At 43.6% G+C, this 18,756-nt stretch carries 17 protein-coding genes; 5 read left to right on the forward strand and 12 right to left on the reverse strand.

Going from position 1 to position 18,756, the window contains the following annotated elements; translation table 11 throughout:
* Positions 1-20 precede the first annotated feature (20 nt).
* A complete protein-coding gene (ftsH, locus tag ACO1NU_RS16740) occupies positions 21-2,105 on the forward strand; it encodes an ATP-dependent zinc metalloprotease FtsH (protein ID WP_448819641.1) in 2,085 nt (694 codons plus the stop codon).
* Between the two features lie 86 nt (positions 2,106-2,191).
* Complete coding sequence (locus tag ACO1NU_RS16745; protein WP_448819642.1) at positions 2,192-2,827, forward strand: LutC/YkgG family protein; 636 nt, start codon at positions 2,192-2,194, stop codon at positions 2,825-2,827.
* A 58-nt stretch (positions 2,828-2,885) separates the two neighbouring features.
* On the opposite strand, the gene ACO1NU_RS16750 is transcribed toward ACO1NU_RS16745, so the two are convergent.
* The 12 genes from ACO1NU_RS16750 to mutY form a co-directional block, all read right to left on the reverse strand.
* Complete coding sequence (locus ACO1NU_RS16750; protein ID WP_448819643.1) at positions 2,886-4,142, reverse strand: pyridoxal phosphate-dependent aminotransferase; 1,257 nt, start codon at positions 4,140-4,142, stop codon at positions 2,886-2,888.
* An 18-nt stretch (positions 4,143-4,160) separates the two neighbouring features.
* A complete protein-coding gene (argH, locus tag ACO1NU_RS16755; RefSeq protein ID WP_448819644.1) occupies positions 4,161-5,492 on the reverse strand; it encodes an argininosuccinate lyase in 1,332 nt (443 codons plus the stop codon).
* Positions 5,470-6,552 carry a M20 family metallo-hydrolase gene (locus tag ACO1NU_RS16760; protein ID WP_448819645.1) on the reverse strand — a complete coding sequence of 361 codons (1,083 nt, stop codon included), beginning with the start codon at positions 6,550-6,552 and terminating at the stop codon, positions 5,470-5,472. Before ACO1NU_RS16760 ends, argH begins: the two co-directional genes overlap by 23 nt.
* Entirely contained in the window at positions 6,549-7,373 is an 825-nt protein-coding gene (gene proC, locus ACO1NU_RS16765; RefSeq protein ID WP_448819646.1) for a pyrroline-5-carboxylate reductase, read from the reverse strand. The genes ACO1NU_RS16760 and proC overlap by 4 nt, the downstream gene beginning before the upstream one ends.
* Positions 7,374-7,403: 30 nt before the next feature.
* Positions 7,404-8,201 carry an acetylglutamate kinase gene (gene argB, locus ACO1NU_RS16770; RefSeq protein WP_448819647.1) on the reverse strand — a complete coding sequence of 266 codons (798 nt, stop codon included), beginning with the start codon at positions 8,199-8,201 and terminating at the stop codon, positions 7,404-7,406.
* A gap of 10 nt (positions 8,202-8,211) precedes the next feature.
* On the reverse strand, positions 8,212-9,171 hold the full coding sequence (locus ACO1NU_RS16775; RefSeq protein ID WP_448819648.1) for an acetylornithine carbamoyltransferase: 960 nt from the start codon (positions 9,169-9,171) through the stop codon (positions 8,212-8,214).
* Positions 9,172-9,190: 19 nt separating this feature from the next.
* Positions 9,191-10,324, reverse strand: a complete 1,134-nt coding sequence (locus tag ACO1NU_RS16780; protein WP_448819649.1) for an aspartate aminotransferase family protein — start codon at positions 10,322-10,324, stop codon at positions 9,191-9,193.
* A 50-nt stretch (positions 10,325-10,374) separates the two neighbouring features.
* On the reverse strand, positions 10,375-11,358 hold the full coding sequence (gene argC / locus ACO1NU_RS16785; RefSeq protein ID WP_448819650.1) for an N-acetyl-gamma-glutamyl-phosphate reductase: 984 nt from the start codon (positions 11,356-11,358) through the stop codon (positions 10,375-10,377).
* A 74-nt stretch (positions 11,359-11,432) separates the two neighbouring features.
* Positions 11,433-12,629 (reverse strand): argininosuccinate synthase, encoded by a 1,197-nt coding sequence (argG, locus tag ACO1NU_RS16790; protein WP_448819651.1) that lies wholly within the window; start codon positions 12,627-12,629, stop codon positions 11,433-11,435.
* A gap of 98 nt (positions 12,630-12,727) precedes the next feature.
* Positions 12,728-13,408 carry a GNAT family N-acetyltransferase gene (locus tag ACO1NU_RS16795; protein ID WP_448819652.1) on the reverse strand — a complete coding sequence of 227 codons (681 nt, stop codon included), beginning with the start codon at positions 13,406-13,408 and terminating at the stop codon, positions 12,728-12,730.
* Between the two features lie 432 nt (positions 13,409-13,840).
* Positions 13,841-14,278, reverse strand: coding sequence for a single-stranded DNA-binding protein (locus tag ACO1NU_RS16800; protein WP_448819653.1), 438 nt, complete (start codon positions 14,276-14,278; stop codon positions 13,841-13,843).
* Between the two features lie 22 nt (positions 14,279-14,300).
* The gene (mutY, locus tag ACO1NU_RS16805; protein WP_448819654.1) at positions 14,301-15,350 is read right to left on the reverse strand and encodes an A/G-specific adenine glycosylase; all 1,050 of its coding nucleotides are present in this window, start codon (positions 15,348-15,350) and stop codon (positions 14,301-14,303) included.
* 369 nt (positions 15,351-15,719) lie between these two features.
* On the opposite strand from mutY, the gene ACO1NU_RS16810 reads away from it, so the two are divergent.
* From ACO1NU_RS16810 to ACO1NU_RS16820, 3 genes are all read left to right on the forward strand, one after another.
* Complete coding sequence (locus ACO1NU_RS16810; protein ID WP_448819655.1) at positions 15,720-16,052, forward strand: HU family DNA-binding protein; 333 nt, start codon at positions 15,720-15,722, stop codon at positions 16,050-16,052.
* 9 nt (positions 16,053-16,061) lie between these two features.
* Positions 16,062-16,907 (forward strand): tetratricopeptide repeat protein, encoded by an 846-nt coding sequence (locus ACO1NU_RS16815; RefSeq protein WP_448819656.1) that lies wholly within the window; start codon positions 16,062-16,064, stop codon positions 16,905-16,907.
* Positions 16,908-17,144: 237 nt separating this feature from the next.
* Positions 17,145-18,695: an Rne/Rng family ribonuclease gene (locus tag ACO1NU_RS16820; RefSeq protein WP_448819657.1), complete on the forward strand. Its 1,551-nt coding sequence runs from the start codon at positions 17,145-17,147 to the stop codon at positions 18,693-18,695.
* Positions 18,696-18,756 lie beyond the last annotated feature (61 nt).

Genomic DNA, 18,756 nt, shown 5'->3' on the forward strand with positions numbered 1-18,756 from the left:
CTTTAATAATATTACTGAGAATGAAAGACGTAAATACCGATAATAAAAAAGGTTTTATCAAGAAGACAGGGAAGAAGATGGTTCCCAAACCACCGCGCTTTAATATCATGTGGGTATATGCCGGGATTATCCTGCTACTTTTTGTAGTTCAATGGTTTTTCAACAACCAGACGATCAAAAAGATCAGCTATCAGCAGTTTGAAACTGAATATCTGCGCCCGAGGGACGTGGAGAAGATTGTTGCTTATAAGAGCAATGACCTGGTTGTAGCTGAGGTATATATCAAGAAAGACAGGTTAAAGGATCCCAAGTATAAGGATGTCCAGAATCAGGACAATCTGAATATGGGAAACGCTGCAGGTCCGCAGTTTCAATTTACGGACGGGTCATTCGATGGACTTCAGGCAAAGATTAAAGAGGCTGAGAAGGACTTGCCAGCAGATCAGCGCACTCCTGTAAACTTCGATACCAGAGAAAACTTCTGGGCCAGCTGGTTCATGTCAATCATACTTCCTGTACTGCTTCTTATCGGATTCTGGGTATTTATCATGCGCAGAATGGGAGGTGGTGCCGGTGGTGGTGCTGGTGGACAGATTTTCAATATCGGGAAATCTAAAGCAACATTATTCGACAAGGAGGCCCAGGTTTCTGTGACGTTTAATGACGTAGCCGGATTGGAAGAAGCGAAACTTGAGGTCATGGAGATTGTTGATTTCCTTAAGAATCCAAAGAAATACACCAATCTCGGAGGAAAAATTCCTAAGGGAGCACTGCTCGTTGGTTCTCCGGGAACAGGAAAGACCTTATTAGCTAAGGCGGTTGCCGGCGAAGCACAAGTACCTTTCTTTTCACTTTCAGGTTCTGACTTTGTTGAGATGTTTGTGGGAGTAGGTGCGTCGAGAGTAAGAGACTTATTCAAACAGGCAAAGGACAAGGCTCCATGTATAATCTTTATTGATGAGATCGATGCTATCGGACGTGCCAGAGGTAAGAACAATATTGTGGGAGGTAATGACGAGCGTGAGAACACGTTGAATCAGCTCTTGGTGGAGATGGACGGGTTCGGCACCGACTCAGGTATTATTATCCTGGCTGCGACTAACAGGCCGGACGTTTTGGATTCAGCATTGCTTCGTCCCGGACGTTTTGACAGACAAATTTCTATTGATAAGCCAGACCTCGTTGGACGTGAGCAGATATTCAAGGTTCACCTTCAGCCTATTAAACTTGCTGAAGAAGTTGATCCGAAAAAGCTTTCTGCACAGACCCCGGGCTTTGCAGGTGCTGAGATAGCTAACGTATGTAATGAGGCAGCACTTATCGCTGCCCGGAGAAATAAGGAAGCGGTTGACATGCACGACTTCCAGGATGCTATCGACCGTGTTATCGGTGGATTGGAAAAGAAAAATAAGATCATATCACCTGAAGAGAAAAAGATCGTTGCTTACCACGAAGCGGGTCACGCAATTGCAGGCTGGTTCCTCGAACATGCTGATCCTCTGGTAAAAGTATCAATTGTTCCACGTGGAGTAGCTGCATTAGGCTATGCGCAGTATCTTCCGAAGGAGCAATTCTTATATACCACAGAACAACTGACAGACAGCATGTGTATGACACTGGGTGGCCGTGTTGCTGAAGATATTGTGTTTGGAAAGATCTCTACAGGAGCACAGAATGACCTGGAGCGAATTACCAATCTGGCATATGGGATGGTCTCGATATACGGAATGAATGACAAGGTTGGGAATATTTCGTTTAACCAACAGGATCAGTTTACAAAGCCTTATTCTGAGAGAACAGGTGAGTTAATTGACACTGAAGTTCGTTCTCTCATCAAGTCAGCTTATGATCGTACCAAAGCCTTACTAATTGAGAAACGTGACGGTTTGGAGAAGCTTGCTTCTAAACTTCTTGAAAAAGAAATTCTGTTCCAAAGTGATCTGGAAGAGATCTTAGGGAAAAGGCCATTTAACCACAGGACTACATACGATGAGTTCGTGAATGGCGATGATACGGGCAATCAGAAAGTTGCTGCTGAGAATCTGCATCCGGAACCGTTCGGAGATTCTACTGAACCTCTTCAGAAAAGCGATCCTAATAACTAATTTTCAAAGCTCCGCAGAAACGGAGCTTTTTTTTTCATACGGATAATGCATATCTTCGGTTTTTACTGGCCTCACTACGGATAAGAATGAAAGAGACTACCTCTAAAGAAAAAATGCTCAAAAAAGTAAGGAAGGCTTTGCTTGAAAAACGCGATAATCCTCACCCCAACCTCGAAGAAGCTCCATTATATGAAGATTATACCGGCTACCTTGACGTCTTGTTCGCTGAGCAGCTGAGCCTTGTGGCGGGTAAATTTATATTCTGCGAGGATGAAATGCAGTTTGTGGAGAATCTGCTGCTTCTTGCAGATGAGAAGGGCTGGCGTAAGATATACTGCTGGGAGCAGCCGCTGCAGGAGTTACTTACACACTTCGAATTTCCGTTTTACAGCACCGATACAGACTTTATGGGTGCAGAGGTGGGAATTACGTTGTGTGAGTCTCTGATTGCCCGTAATGGAAGTGTTTTGGTATCAAATGCCGGGGCTGCCGGAAGAAGGCTGAGTATTTATCCGCATTGCCACATTGTGGTGGCCTATACCTCTCAATTGGTACTGGACTTAAAAGATGCTTTTACACAGCTGAAGCTAAAATATGACGGCAATATTCCTTCTATGATATCGACGGTGACGGGTCCAAGCAGGACAGCCGATATTGAGAAAACATTGGTGCTGGGAGCACACGGGCCGAAAGAATTTATCGTCTTCCTCCTGGAGGGATAAGGATTAACATAATCAATAACAAAAAATGCGGGTTAGTACCCGCATTTTTTGTTATTGATTATGTTAGCTTCAGGAGAGCCTCCTTTATCCTGGGAAGCATTTCCTGGATATCATTCAGGGAACATGCCCCGATCGAAGATCTGAACCAGTTTACAGAGCTATCTGCACCAAACGCAGAAAAAGGAACAAATGCAGCTTTGGCCTCTTTTATCAGATAAAAATTGATGTCTTCACTATTCTGTAAGATCTGACCATCGGGCGTTCTTTTACCAGTATAATCAATCTTGATGGTGAGATAGATGGCCCCCATAGGCTCAATGACGTCTACCTGTAAGCCTTCTTCTTTGAATTGCTTGAACCCATAATAGATCGCGTTCAGGCTATCCTGGATTTTCACCTTGAAAGAACTCAGATAGGACTGAACAGCAGATGAATCCTGAAGAAAAGCGGCCATGGCAAATTGTTCAGCCTTTGGAGCCCAGGCGCCCATATGCATGACGAGGGTTTTCATCTTGTCGATGATCAGTTCGGGACCAAACCCCCAACCGACACGAACGCCCGTAGAGGCAAAGCATTTGGAAGCACCATCAATGTACACCACATAATCTTTGATCTCTGGACGGAGGGATACCGGGTCGTAATGTGCATGCTCACCGAAAGTCAGCATAGAATAGATCTGATCGTAGATAACGTATAATGGCTTCTCACCCGCAGTCCGGCGGTTATTTTCCTCAAGAACCAGGTCGCATATCTCTTCTAAATCCTTCTTTGAAAACATTGTTCCTGTTGGATTGAGGGGAGAACAAAGTGCAATCAGGCTTGCCCCCTTGATATAAGGACGTAGATCATCTGCCGTTGGCATGAAGTTATTGTCAGGACTTGTAGTTACCGGAACAGCCTTCGCACCAGTAAGTGAGCAATAATGGTCGTTATTCCATGATGGAGCGGCATAAATTACGGTATCTCCAGGATCAACAAGTGCCAGGTAAGCGGCATAAATCAATGGACGCGAACCACAGGAAATTAGAATTTCGTTGGTATTAAAGTTCAGACCGTAAGACTCCGACAAATAACTGCTTACTTGCTGACGTAGTGGAAGGATGCCATCAGCAGGGGGATAATTAGTCTGATGATCTTCGTAAGCTTGTTTTATATTGTCCTTCAAAACTTCCGGAATCGGAAACAGGGCAGGATCAAAGTCACCTATAGTCAGGTTAGCGATTTTTTGACCTTGTTTTTTCAGCTCATTGATCTCACCAGCAATCTTGATGATCTCCGAACCTTTTAACTTTTGTGCTAAACGTGATACACTCATTTTATTCTGTTTATGCTATTAAGATACCAGGGCATCTACAGCGTCTTCTACTTTTTTGAAATTAAAATTAGAAACAACGGATCTGAAGGCATCAGCAATCTGATCGTTACATAAATTCCCAATGCTACCTTCATGGACATGTTTCACTGATGCAGGTGCTTTGAAGCTACCACTTTCAATTTCAAGTCCAACTTTTTTATAAGCCTCCCGGAAAGGTAGTCCCTTAAGCACCTCCTCATTAACGGCTTCTACGCTGAATAGGTATGCGTACTTTGGATCCTCAAGGATATTGTCTTTTATGGAAATGTGCTTCAACATAAACGTAGTCATCTCGAGGCATTCGTTTAGTGAAATAAACGCCGGAAAAAGGCTTTCTTTCAGAAGCTGCAGGTCCCTGTGATAGCCTGAGGGGAGATTGGTCGTCATGAGTGCAACTTCATTCGGCAGAGCCTGAATCTTATTGCACCTGGAGCGAATAAGCTCGAATACGTCAGGGTTCTTCTTATGAGGCATAATACTGGAGCCAGTAGTCAGCTCGTCAGGGAACTTTATGAAGCCAAAGTTTTGGTTGATAAACAGACAGGCATCCATAGCCAGCTTAGCCAGGGTAGCAGCAACAGACGACATTGCCTGCGCAAGAATACGCTCTGTTTTGCCACGGCCCATCTGGGCATACACTACATTGAAGTTGAGAGAGTCAAAACCAAGAAGCTCTGTGGTCATAGTCCGGTTTAACGGGAAGGATGATCCGTATCCAGCGGCAGAACCCAGCGGATTCTTGTTGCACACCTTCCATGCTGCAAGCATCAGCTCCATATCGTCAACCAAGCTTTCAGCGTAAGCGCCGAACCATAATCCGAAAGAGGAAGGCATAGCAATCTGAAGATGCGTATACCCCGGAAGTAATTTCTCTTTATGCTCTTCACTAAGACTTACGAGTAAGTCAAAAAGAGAAGTGGTATTTTTAACGATATTCTTTATTTCTGTGCGGAAGAACAGCTTCAGATCAACCAGTACCTGATCGTTTCTTGAACGGCCACTGTGGATCTTCTTTCCGGCATCTCCGATCCGTTTAGTTAGCAGAAGTTCCACCTGGGAATGAACGTCTTCAACTCCTTCTTCGATTCTAAACTCACCCCGCAGTATCTCCCGATATATAGCCTTAAGTTCTTTTTGTACAGCTTCAAGGTCTTCCGAATCCATCAGGCCTATGCTCGACAGCATTCGTGTATGAGCCAGTGAGCCCAGAACGTCAGCTTCAGCAAGGAACTGATCTAACTCGCGGTCTTTCCCCACAGTGAAGTGTTCCACTGATCCTGCTACTTCTTTATCTTTTTGCCAAAGCTTCATTGGTAATTATTTTGTTCAGTAATTTGATATAAATGGATATTGCTTCCTCGATTTCTTTAACGTAGATAAACTCGTCAGCCATATGAGAACGTCCCGAAAATCCTGGTCCCATCTTTAGCGAGGGAATATCCAGGAGCGCCTGATCACTAGTGGTCGGCGATCCGTATGTCGTTCTTCCAATCTCCAAGCCGGCAAGCACGAAAGGATGATTCTTATCAATGGATGAGGGCTTAAGTCGCATGGAACGGGGCGTTACCTCACTTGATACATGCTCTCTGATCATATCGAGTACTTCCTCCATCCGGTAAGCATCCGTAAGACGAACGTCTACAGTATAATGGCAGGTTGCGGGAACCACATTGTGCTGAGAGCCGGCATTTATAACGGTCACAGACATCTTTATCGGTCCAAATAGCTCCGATTCTTTAGGAAAACGATACGTTCTAAACCATTCGATATCCTGGATGGCTTTATATATGGCGTTATCCCCTTCGTCGCGTGCTGCATGTCCGGCAGTACCTACCGCCACACAGTCGAGCACCATGAGTCCCTTCTCAGCTATTGCCAGGTGCATTTCGGTAGGTTCACCTACGATAGCAAAGTCAAGAGGACCCAGTTCAGGGATAATTGATTCTATGCCGTTGCGTCCTGAGATTTCCTCCTCCGCTGTCGCCGCCAGACAAAGATTATACTTGAGATCAGTTTTTTCGTAAAAGTATCTGAAGGTTGCAATCAGCGATACCAGGGCACCGCCAGCGTCGTTACTACCGAGTCCGTAGAGTTTCCCGTCTTCAATATCTGCAGCAAATGGGTCACGCGTGTATCCGGGATTAGGCTTTACGGTATCGTGATGAGAATTCAGGAGAATGGTTGGTTTTGAAGGATCAAACGCAGCATTGTAGGCCCAGACATTATTGTCTTTCTCCCGGAAGGGAATATGATGTGAGTTAAAAAAGCCTTTGATTAACGCAGCGGTTTTATCTTCCTCCCGGCTGAGAGAAGGCGTCGCGATCAATTCTCTGAGTAGCTCGATACTGTCGTCTGAAAGCTGGCTCATCATCCCTTTTCTTCTGTGTATAAGCCACCGGCTTTCAGTGCTGAAAGCTTTATCCCCTTAATCAGAGAAGAGCTGAAGCCGTGATACTCCATTTCATTTAATCCGGCAATGGTACAACCTTTAGGCGAGGTAACCTTATCGATCTCACTCTCGGGGTGACTCTCATGTAGCAAAAGCAAATCTGCCGCACCTTTAGCAGTCTGCACAGCCATTTTCAAGGCGTCTTCAGCGTGAAAACCGATCTCCACGCCCCCTTGCGATGCAGCCCGGATTGCTCTTAGAAAGAAAGCAATTCCGCATGCACAGAGTGCAGTAGCAGATGTCATCAGCTCTTCGTTGATGACAACGACTGAACCAACCGTTTCAAACATCGCTTTCACTAACTCTACATTTTCTGGGGTGGCATGTTCTGAAGCTATACAGGTCATCGACTGGCCAATAGAGATAGCGGTGTTCGGCATTGCACGTACCACCTCTACATCCGGACCAAGCTTGGCCTTAATATCATTGCATGATACTCCTGAGATAACAGAGATAACGGTATGCTTTCTCGCATCAATCACTGGCTTAATCTCCGCAAGCAAGTTGTTCAGCTGCTGAGGTAAAACTGCCAGAATGATAATAGAGGAATTGGAAACTGCCTCGGCATTATTTCCCGAGATCTGATATCCTAAAGCTGCTTGTTCAGAAAGGCCTGAGATATTCCGACGGGTCAAGATAATAGAAGAGGCACTCTGATAGTTTGATTTTACCAACCCATAGGCTAGAGACAGCCCTATGTTACCACTCCCCAATACGGCTATATTCCCAATTATACTTTTCATTTGATATGTTGTTGATGATGAATACTGAGATTAAGCAAAAAGACGCGTGCCAAATTGCTCGCTTTCCAACATCTGGAGCTCTTCGGATTTGCCTATATACACTTCACTTACTCCACTGTTGATAGCCTGAAAAGCGTTCTGAAGTTTAGGCAGCATTCCGCCTGCGATTATATTATCAGATTTAAGCCTGTCAAATTCAGATGAACTGATTTCCCTCAGTACCGAATTATCATCAGCAACATCTAACAGCACTCCCTTTTTTTCAAAACAATAAACGAGACTTACCTGGTAGAGACCTGACAAGGCGATCGCCAGCGTCGAAGCAATTGTATCCGCATTCGTATTGAGGAGCTGCCCCTCGCCATCATGCGTGATGGCCGAAAAGACAGGAACAATTCCCGTCTGGAGAATTGCACTCAATTTTTCGCTATCAACCGAGGCAGGTGTTAAATCTCCAACAAACCCATAATCGATATCTTTAACTGGTCTTTTGGTTGCTTTTATCAAGTTTCCATCGGCTCCTGTCAGTCCCATAGCATTGCAGCTATAGCGCTGCAATTGAGCAACAATATTCTTGTTAATGAGCCCCGCGTATACCATCGTCACTACCCTCAGCGTATCAATATCAGTGATACGTCTTCCATCGATCATTTTGGGCTCAATTCCCATGGTGTGAGAAAGATCTGTTGCTATCTTCCCTCCGCCATGGATGAGGATCTTATCTCCCGGGAGAGCGGAAAAGTCTTTCAGAAAATAATGAAGGTTCTCTGAGTTATCTATAACATTTCCGCCGATCTTAATAACGTATAATTTCTTACTAAGGTCCATTATGGTTGATTTATAAAGATGATAGCAGGTTCTTCAGAACGGTTTGAGCTGCCCAAAGACGGTTTCCTGCTTCCTGAATAACCAGTGATTCTTCGCTATCCAATATCTCTGATGAGAGTTCTAGATCGCGGCGCACGGGAAGACAATGCATCACCTTCGCTGAATTTGTCATCTTCAACCTCTCAAGGTCAAGCATCCAGCCGTCACCATCAGAGATAATTTTTCCGTAATCCTGATAGCTCGACCAGTTCTTCACGTAAACAAAGTCCGCGTCCTTCAATGCTGCGTCCTGATCATGAGTGATCTCTGCTCCGTTTGTAAACTCTTCAGCTAACTCGTATCCTTCAGGATGTGTAATCACAAAGTCGAGTAAACCTTCCTTCTGCGCACGGCACATCCATTCAGAAAAAGAATTGGGAACTGCCTGAGGTAAAGGCTTGATGTGAGGAGCCCATGATAGTACAACTTTCGGACGGCTCGTCTTCTTATGCTCCTCGATGGTGATTAAATCTGCGAAGCTCTGAAGCGGATGTCGTGTCGCACTTTCAAGGCTTACTACGGGGATTCCGCTGTATTTGATAAACTTGTTGAAGATATCTTCACTATAATCCTCTTCTCTATCCTTTAAACCCGGAAAGGACCGTATCCCGAGGATGTCGCAATACTCTCCGATAACGGCTGCCGCCTCGCGAATATGCTCCACTGTTGTCCCGTTCATGATCACTCCGTCGCGGGTTTCCAGCGCCCAGCCCTCCTTGTCCATGTTCATCACCATCACGTTCATTCCCAGATTAAGCGCCGCTTTCTGGGTGCTTAGCCGGGTACGCAGACTAGGATTTAAGAAGATTAGCCCAAGGGTCTTATTCTTTCCGAGGCTTTGACTATCGTAGGGATTGGCTTTAATATCGAGAGCTTCCTTGACCAGTTGACTTACATCGGAAACGTCGTTAACAGAAGTAAATAAATTCATTTTTATTGTGTGGCTTCTTTTAAGAGTTTAAAGTTTTACTGAATGCCTCCAGGAATCTGTCTGCATGCGCTTTATTCAGATTAAGAGCAGGAAGCAAGCGAATCACGTTTGGCTTCGCCTCTCCAGTAAAAATATGATGTTTAAATAATAAATCCTTCTTTACGTGAGAAAGTTCTTCTGGAAGATCTATTCCAATCATTAAGCCACGGCCTCTTACTTCCTTGACTTTTTCAAACTTGTTAAGCTCTTCGATCAGGTATGCACCAACTTCAGACGCATTATCGAGTAGCTTCTCGTCCTGGATTACCTCCAGTACAGAAAGTGCCGCTGCACACGCCAGGTGGTTCCCCCCGAATGTAGTTCCAAGCATTCCATGCCAAGGCTTGAATTTAGGGGCTATAGAGATACCCGCAACAGGGAAGCCATTACCCATCCCTTTCGCCATGGTATAAATATCTGCATTCGCGCCCGCATAATCATGCGAGTAGAAGCTTCCGGTCCTTCCGTAGCCACATTGTACAGAGTCAGCTATATAAACTGAGTTATGCGAATCACAAAGGTTTCTGATAAGGCGGAGAAACTCCTGGCTAGCTGGCTTAATTCCACCCACTCCCTGAATGCCTTCGATAATTACAGCACATATGTCATTGCCGTATTCTGCGAATGCTTCATTGAGCGCATTCGCATCATTTAAAGGAAGAAAGATAATGTTAGATGTTTCATTTACAGGAGCAACAATCTTGGGATTGTCTGTAGCAGCAACTGCCAGCGATGTACGACCATGAAAAGCACCCTTAAATGCAATTACCTTCTTCCTTCCGTTATAGAAAGAAGCTAGCTTTAGCGCATTTTCATTCGCTTCTGCGCCTGAATTACAGAGAAACAATTGGTAATCCGCCTTTTGAGATACCGTTCCCAGTTTCTCAGCCAATTCTTCCTGTCCTCTGATACGTATAGAGTTAGAGTAAAAACCTATTTTATTTAATTGCTCGGTCAGCCTTTTAACATAATGGGGATGACTGTGTCCGATTGATATTACGGCATGTCCTCCGTATAGATCAAGGAATTCCTGTCCATTATTATCCCAGACCAGACTTCCTTCTCCCTTTACAATCTCCACCGGATTCAAGGGGTACACATCAAATAGTTTCATCTTGATTTATATTATGTTCAATCCTTTTGGGATCACTCCAAAAGAACTTACTAGAAAGCTGTAGCTTTCAGTCTTAAACCTGCTTGCTCTTCAAAACCAAAAAGCAAATTCATATTCTGTACGGCTTGTCCGGAAGCACCTTTCAGCAAATTATCAATAATACTTACTATGAGTAGCTTCTTCCCGTGTTTTTCCAGATACACGAAACACTTGTTTGTATTCACAACCTGTTTCAGATCTATATTCTTTTTAAGAACATGTGTAAAGGGATGATCTTGATAATAGTCGAAGAAAATTGCAGTCGCCTCTTCCAGACTCAAGTCCGAATCAGTATACAAAGAAGCAATGATGCCCCTGGTGAAATCTCCTCTGTAAGGGATGAAGCTGATATCTTCTTTCGATATAGATGAACCCGCCTGACTCAGAGACTCAGTAATTTCATTGAGATGCTGATGCCCGAAAGGTTTATAGACGGACGAATTATTATTTCGCCAGCTAAAGTGCGAGGTCAATGACAAGCTTTGTCCAGCTCCTGTCGATCCGGTAGTTGCGGATACATGAACTTCGTTTTTTAAATTTCCCGAAGCCGCTAATGGGAGCAACGCAAGCTGTATACATGTTGCAAAGCATCCTGGATTCGCAATGTTTCGAGCCTCTTTTATCTTTTCCCTTTGCAGCTCAGGCAAGCCGTACACAAAGCCTTCTCTGTAACTTGCACTTGCAGCAAGCCTGAAATCCTGGCTCAGATCGATAATTTTAATTCTGGAGTCTATTGAGTTCTTATCGAGAAACTTCTTTGCGTCACCATGTCCCACACAAAGGAATAGTACGTCTATATCCTGCGACAATGTATCTGTAAAAGCGATAGATGTCTCTCCGGTAAGGTCAGTATGAACGTCAGATATCAGATTGCCTGCGTTACTGTTACTATGGACGAAATGAATGTCGACATGAGGGTGATTAATCAAGAGGCGAAGTAATTCGCCTCCTGTATAGCCAGCGCCGCCAACAATTCCGGCTTTGATCTTCTGCATGTAGCTAGATTTATATGATTCTTTAATGAAGAACGAGCCTGCAAAGGCCGTCCGTTGCGCTCACTATCGAAGAATTAAGAAATACCTTCGTTAACTTTATGCCAGATAGAAACCTGGTTTCCGAAGATCTTAGAGAAGCCTTTAACATCCTCCCCAGTATAACCTTCGTTCATCTCTCCATAGCTTCCGAACTTACTGCTCATAAGATCATTTTCTGACTCAATTCCAATAACCACAAAACGATAAGGGAGCAGCTGAATAAATACTTTGCCGTTCACTGTCTTTTGAGCACTGGTCATAAAAGCCTCGATATCGCGCATAATTGGGTCGTGGAACTGCCCTTCATGCATCCAGTTACCATAAAACATAGCTAATTGATCTTTCCAGCTAAGCTGCCACTTAGTCAAAGTATGTTTTTCTAATGCATGGTGTGCCTTGATGATCACCATTGGAGCAGCAGCTTCGAAACCTACACGGCCTTTTATTCCGATAATGGTATCTCCAACATGAATATCGCGGCCAATTCCAAAAGGGGCTGCGATTTCCTGAATAGCCTGGATAGCATCCACAGGGTGTTCGAATCTGCTGCCATTAACTGCAACAAGTTCACCTTTCTCAAACTGAAGTTCAAGGTCTTCCGCTGCAGATTTTGTTACCTGTGTCGGCCAGGCCTCTTCAGGAAGCATTCCCTTTGATGTGAGTGTTTCCTTTCCCCCAACAGAAGTTCCCCAGATGCCTTTGTTGATGGAATACTGGGCCTTCTGTGCGTTGATCTCTACTCCATGCTGATGAAGATAAGCTATCTCAGCCTCGCGGCTGAGCTTCTGATCGCGAATAGGAGTGATGATGCCTACCTTGGGAACAAGAATATTGAAGATCATATCGAAACGTACCTGATCATTACCCGCCCCGGTACTTCCATGAGCGACAAAGTCGGCACCTATCTCTTTCGCGTAATTTGCAATAGCAGTTGCCTGCGTAACTCTCTCAGCACTAACCGATAAAGGATAGGTATTATTTTTCAGAACATTCCCGTAGATCAAATAACGCAAAGAACTGTCGTAATAGCCTCTAACTGCGTCTACAGCGTGATGTGAAGCAACTCCCAGCTCGTATGCTCTCTTTTCAATCTGTCGGAGTTCCTCTTCACTGAATCCACCGGTATTAACAATCACGGAATGAACTTCAAGATCAAGATCTTTCGACAGGTAAATAGCACAGTAAGAAGTATCTAATCCACCACTGAAGGCTAAAACAACTTTCTTTTTCATTTAATATGTATTTGCTAAGGAAGAAGCAAACCTGCGTAAGCTTCTTCCTCAATGTATATAATTTACGAACTATGCGTCCGCGTTGATTTCATTTGATACTAAGGATGAACTGCAGATAACAGCACTTTTGCTGATCCTTTTAGCTTTGCCTCTATCCTTTCGAACAGTGAAGCTTTGCGTGTAACCTTATTAAGCTTTTCGTTCTGAATACGCTGTTGCTCCTCAAGCTCTTTCATCTTCTCCACCGGATCATAAAGCATAGCAGTGCAAAGACAATTCTTACGCTCCTTCATGGTAAGAATGTCGTAGTTCACGCAACTTTTGCAACCCTGCCAGAATTTATCATCCTGTGTGAGTTCCGAATACGTTACCGGTTCATATCCCAGTTCAGAATTTATCTTCATCACCGCCAGGCCGGTAGTTAGCCCGAAAATCTTAGCATCCGGGTACTTTTCTCTTGAAAGTCTGAATATCCTGTTTTTTATCGCTTTTGCCAAGCCGCACTTTCTAAACTGCGGGTTCACGATAAGTCCCGAGTTAGCAACAAAACTTTCATGCTGCCACGTTTCTATATAGCAAAAGCCTGCCCACGTACCATCCCGGTGAAGAGCAATAACAGCTTTCCCCTCCCGCATTTTGGTTGCAACATACTCCGGACTTCTGCGTGCTATTCCGGTTCCCCGAGCCTTGGCAGATTCTGCCATCTCATCACAAATTTGCTCCGCGTAACCAGTATGGATGTCCGAAGCTACTATTACAGAAAAATCTTTTTCGTTCATTTTAAAGAAATCCGCTCTTAACGGACGAAGACTATGCGTCTTGACTATTTTCCAGAAAAATTAGTTGATTGTACTCTGCTGACCCCAGAGCTTATAGAGGAGGGATGCCTAAAGTATCAAACTCTCGGCATAAATGGTCGTCGGTGCCTGAACACCAATCTCCCATTGATATTCTTTTCACCTATCACTACAGGAACACAGCCGATTGAAGAAGGGCGTGCTGAAGTAATGTTAAAAAGAGAATTGTTCATTTGTGTCAACTTACGATGTGTAAAATTCTTATATGTGATGCAAAATTATCGAATTAAATGCAAGTATTGCAACATCAATAAACATTTTTATTCATCTGTAAGTCAATAAATAAGCAATTCACTTTTTAATTCCTGAACATGTAATCAATTAAACGGTCTCCGATTATTCTTCCCGATGTACCTAGAACGGTAAATCGTCCGTAGTATCAGCGGAATAGTCTACTTGTGGTTCCTGATAATCAGACGCACTTTTGTGACCTGAAGGGTCGGCATTTTCTTCCCCTGAAGAACCCTTCTTACTCAACATAGTGAAGTTATCGGCTACTATCTCTGTAACGTATCGTTTAGCTCCATTTTTATCATCATAACTCCTCGTGCGAAGCTTTCCTTCCACGTATACTAACTCGCCCTTTCGAAGGTACTTTGCTGCAACATCTGCCAGACCGCGCCACACCACGATATTGTGCCACTCCGTCTGCTCTATCCTCTTACCGTCTCTTGTGTAACTTTCTGAGGTAGCGAGGGTAAAATTGGCAACGCTTGCGCCACCGTCGAGGTGTCGAACCTCTGGATCTCTTCCGAGATGTCCAACCAGGATAACTTTGTTAACTCCAGCCATAATTTAAGTTTTATAATGTGAATCAATGTAAGAAGTTTCTAAGAAACGAGAAAATTATTTTGGGCTGGGCGATCTTATCGATGTCCTCCATACGAATAAAATCATACCCCGAGTTTGGCATGAAAGATATGTTCTTCGCTTCTATTTCAATGAAACGGGCGTAAATGGTCTGGTGGCTTAACTGGTGTTTCACGGGACCCTGTAATGACTTCACTACAACATCTTCTCCGAAAACTGCTATGAAAGCCGGATGCTTGAGCACTCCGCTCAGTTCAACCATGGTATCTGTCTCAATCAGTGGGAATTCATACAAATTCTCCCAAATGTCTTTAGGTCCGCGTTTGTTCATCAGAATAGATCCTTCCGCCATGACGACAACATAATTGAAGTACCTGGAACGGGGGGCCTGTGATTTCTTCTTAACCGGCAGAACTGCAATCTTATCATGCTGTAAAGCGTAGCAATGACTACTTAAGGGACAAACTACGCAGTCCGGATTCCTGGGTTTACAAACAAGTGATCCGAATTCCATCATGGCCTGATTACTGGTACCGGGATCCCGCTGATCAATAACCTCATTGGCCAGATCTGTGAATATGCGTTTACCCTGCGGACTATTGATCACCTCGTCAATACCGAAAAATCGCGCCAACAGCCTGAATACATTGCCATCCACAACCGCCTTGGCTTCTCCTGCGGAAAATGAAGAGATAGCAGCAGCTGTGTATTCCCCCACACCCTTCAGCTTTAATAAATCGTCATATTTCTTCGGGAAGTAACCACCATGCTCTTCCATCACCATTTTAGAAGTAAGATGCATGTTCCGTCCACGTGAGTAATAACCGAGACCCTGCCACAGTCTGAGTATCTCTCCTTCATCTGCTGATGCAAAATCTGCAACAGTAGGATATTTCTCCAGAAAACGATGGAAGTAGGGCGTACCCTGTTCAACACGGGTTTGCTGAAGAATTATTTCCGAGAGCCATATAACATAGGGGTCACTTGTATTTCGCCAGGGAAGATCTCGTTTATTCGCGTTGTACCAGCTGATAAGCTCTTCGATAAATTGCATATACAAAGTTCCGAAAAACTTGCAGCTTTCACTTCTTCCCGACGAGAATCTGACGTTCCGAACACAGCAAAACCGCGCCGGACAATATCTTATGACCCAATTACATCTCTATTTTTAACCTCGCTATAATGATACAAAACCAGAGCGCTTCGTCATTATTACTGTCACAAAACACATGCAGAACGCAGATTTACAGAGCATTTACCTACATTTAACAAAATAAAAAGACTAATTTTCCGTGCTATCTGTCTGGCATTTCAGAAGTTAAAAGAAAAATAAATTGATTTATTTTACGATTTCGAATTAAACCAATACTTTTGCAACCCCAAAACAATTAAGAGTTTACGAAAAAGTTTAACACAATAAGATATGACTAAAGCAGAAATTATCGCAGAGATATCCACCAAAACAGGAATCGAAAAGCTAGATGTGCAGGAAGCGGTAGAAGCATTTTTTAAAGTAATTAAAAATTCAATGGTTAATGGCGAAAATGTCTACGTGAGAGGTTTTGGGAGCTTTGTTGTAAAGAAAAGAGCAACAAAGACAGCACGTAACATTTCTAAAAATACAGCTATCATTATTCCTGAGCATTTCGTACCAAGCTTCAAACCTGCTAAGGTGTTTGTTGAGAAAGTAAAGAACGGTAATGTAACAAAATTAGCGGCAGCAGCCGAAGAAGCAAAAACGGCAGCGGAAGCATAATTTCTGAATATGATAAATGGTAAGCAGATAGCGGTAATCGGACTTGTAGTTGTTCTCATGGGACTTTTATTTTCCCTGGACATCAAAGGTTTGGTTAAAGAAGACGGCCAGCATTCGGGGGAGGCTGCCGAGAGTGCTTCTCAAACCTCTCTGGTTACAGTGCAGGCTGTTTCTGAAACGGCTAAACAAACGCTAAATGCTAATTTATCTGCCCAAATAACCTCTCTGGAAACTCAGCTTAAATCTGCTGCCGAACCAGAGAGGCTAAACCTTCTTAAAGAACTTGCTCAAAAGTGGGATGATGTCAATCAACCTGCTCCCAGTGCTTTCTATAATGAAGAAATTGCCGGCAAAGAAAACACCCTTTCAAGCTGGTTAAAAACAGGTGACTTATTTACAAGCGCCTACAGTACCACCAAAGACTCTCTTATCCAACCAACCCTTGTCGCGAAGGCTATCGTCGCCTATCAAAAAGCATTGGATCTTGATGCAAACAGCCTGAGTGCCAAAACCGGACTGGGCGTAGCATACGTCAGCGGTACTCCTGAACCGATGAAAGGAATTACTCTTCTCCTTGAAGTAGTAAAGCAAGATCCAAAGAACATCAAAGCAAATATGAATCTTGGCCTGTTTTCCATCAAATCAGGACAGTTCGACAAAGGAATCAACCGTTTCAAAACGGTTATCGAGCAACAGCAACTTCCGGAAGCCTGGTTTTACCTGGCTACTTGTTATGAAAACATCGGACAGAATGCTGAAGCTATTCACGCATATGAGCAAAGCAAGACACTTGCTGCTGACCCCGGATTCAGCTCATACATAGATCAACGCATCAAAACACTAAAGAGTAATTAATTAAATAAAAACATTTAAAACTTAAAATTATGCCAAGCGGTAAAAAAAGAAAAAGACATAAAATGGCTACCCACAAACGTAAAAAACGTTTAAGAAAAAACAGACACAAGAAAAAGTAGTCTAGCTACTATCTAGTAAAAAAGACCTCCACGCTCTTGCGACCGGAGGTTCTTGTGTTATAAATCATTTTCTTGTGTCAAACGATGACGGGTAAAACTGTCACTAAAAAGGTAGCTGTTGGTAAAGGAATTAATAATCAATTCAGCCCCTAATGGGGTAACTATAGCTTTACTGCAAGACAAGCAACTCGTAGAACTGACCACAGAGCACATTAACAACAACTATGCTGTTGGAGACATTTACCTCGGGCGGATCAAAAAGATCATGCCTGGGTTAAATGCTGCTTTTGTTGATGTGGGCTATGAAAAGGACGCTTTCTTGCATTATCTTGACCTGGGGCCTCAGGTTCAGTCACTTATTAAGCTGACGAAGATTGTAAAGAACGGCAGTTATAAAGAAAAATTGCTGAATAATTTTAAGCTGGAAGAGGACATCAATAAATCCGGCAAAATTTCCGAAGTATTGAATCGCAACATGCTGTTGCCTGTTCAGATTGCTAAGGAACCTATTTCAACTAAAGGCCCACGCTTAAGTTCAGACCTCTCAATCGCAGGACGATTTGTCGTGTTGGTTCCCTTCTCGGAATCGATATCCATTTCCAAAAAGATTAAAAGCAATACAGAGAGGGTTAGGCTTAAGAAGATAGTTGAAAGCATTAAGCCAAAAAACTTTGGCGTTATTATACGTACTGTATCAGAAGGCAAGGGTGTCGCTGAGTTACAGAAGGACCTGCTGGATCTGATTTCCCGATGGGAGACCATTTCTGCCAGATTAGATGCGACAGAACCATCCAAGAAGATTCTTGGAGAAATGGGTCGTACATCTACTATTTTGAGAGACTTGCTGAATGCAGACTTCACAAATATCCATGTTAACGACACAGCAATATTCGAAGAAATTCGGATGTATGTCAGGGATATTTCTCCCGAGCTAGAGAGAATTGTTAAGCTGTATAAGCATAAAGAGCCGATATTTGAGCACTTTGGCGTGGAAAAGCAGATCAAATCTACTTTTGGCCGGACTGTTAACCTTCCCGGAGGAGCATACCTGGTGATCGAGCACACTGAAGCCCTTCACGTCATCGACGTGAATAGCGGAAACCGGACTGCAAACCCCGAAAACCAGGAGGAGAATGCCTTTATGGTAAACAAGGAAGCAGCCAAGGAAATTGCCAGACAATTGCGTCTGAGAGATATGGGAGGCATCGTTGTGGTCGATTTTATTGACATGCACAAGCCAAACAATCGCAAAGATCTATTTGACTACCTGAAGCAGCAAATGGCGCTTGACAGAGCTAAGCACACCATTCTGCCTCCAAGCAAATTCGGACTCGTTCAGATCACAAGGCAACGTGTACGCCCTGAGATGAACATTGTCACAAATGAAAAATGTCCCGCTTGTAATGGAACAGGAGAGATAAAGGCCAGTATTGTTCTGATGGACGACATCGAGAACAACCTGAACTACATCTTGAGTGAACAAAATGAAAAAAGCGTCACACTCACTGTACATCCTTACATAGAAGCGTACATTAAAAAAGGAATCATATCCAGACAATGGAAGTGGTTTCTGAGTTACGGAAAGTGGATTAAAGTCAAATCCTCTCCGTCTTATTATCTTACGGAATTCCATTTCATGAATTCTAAAGACGAAGAAATTAAGCTCTAGCTTCGTAAAGGCCCTGGTTCACTCAACCAGGGCCTTACTTTTTTTAGCCACCTCAACATTA

The organism is Arcticibacter sp. (assembly GCF_053551015.1).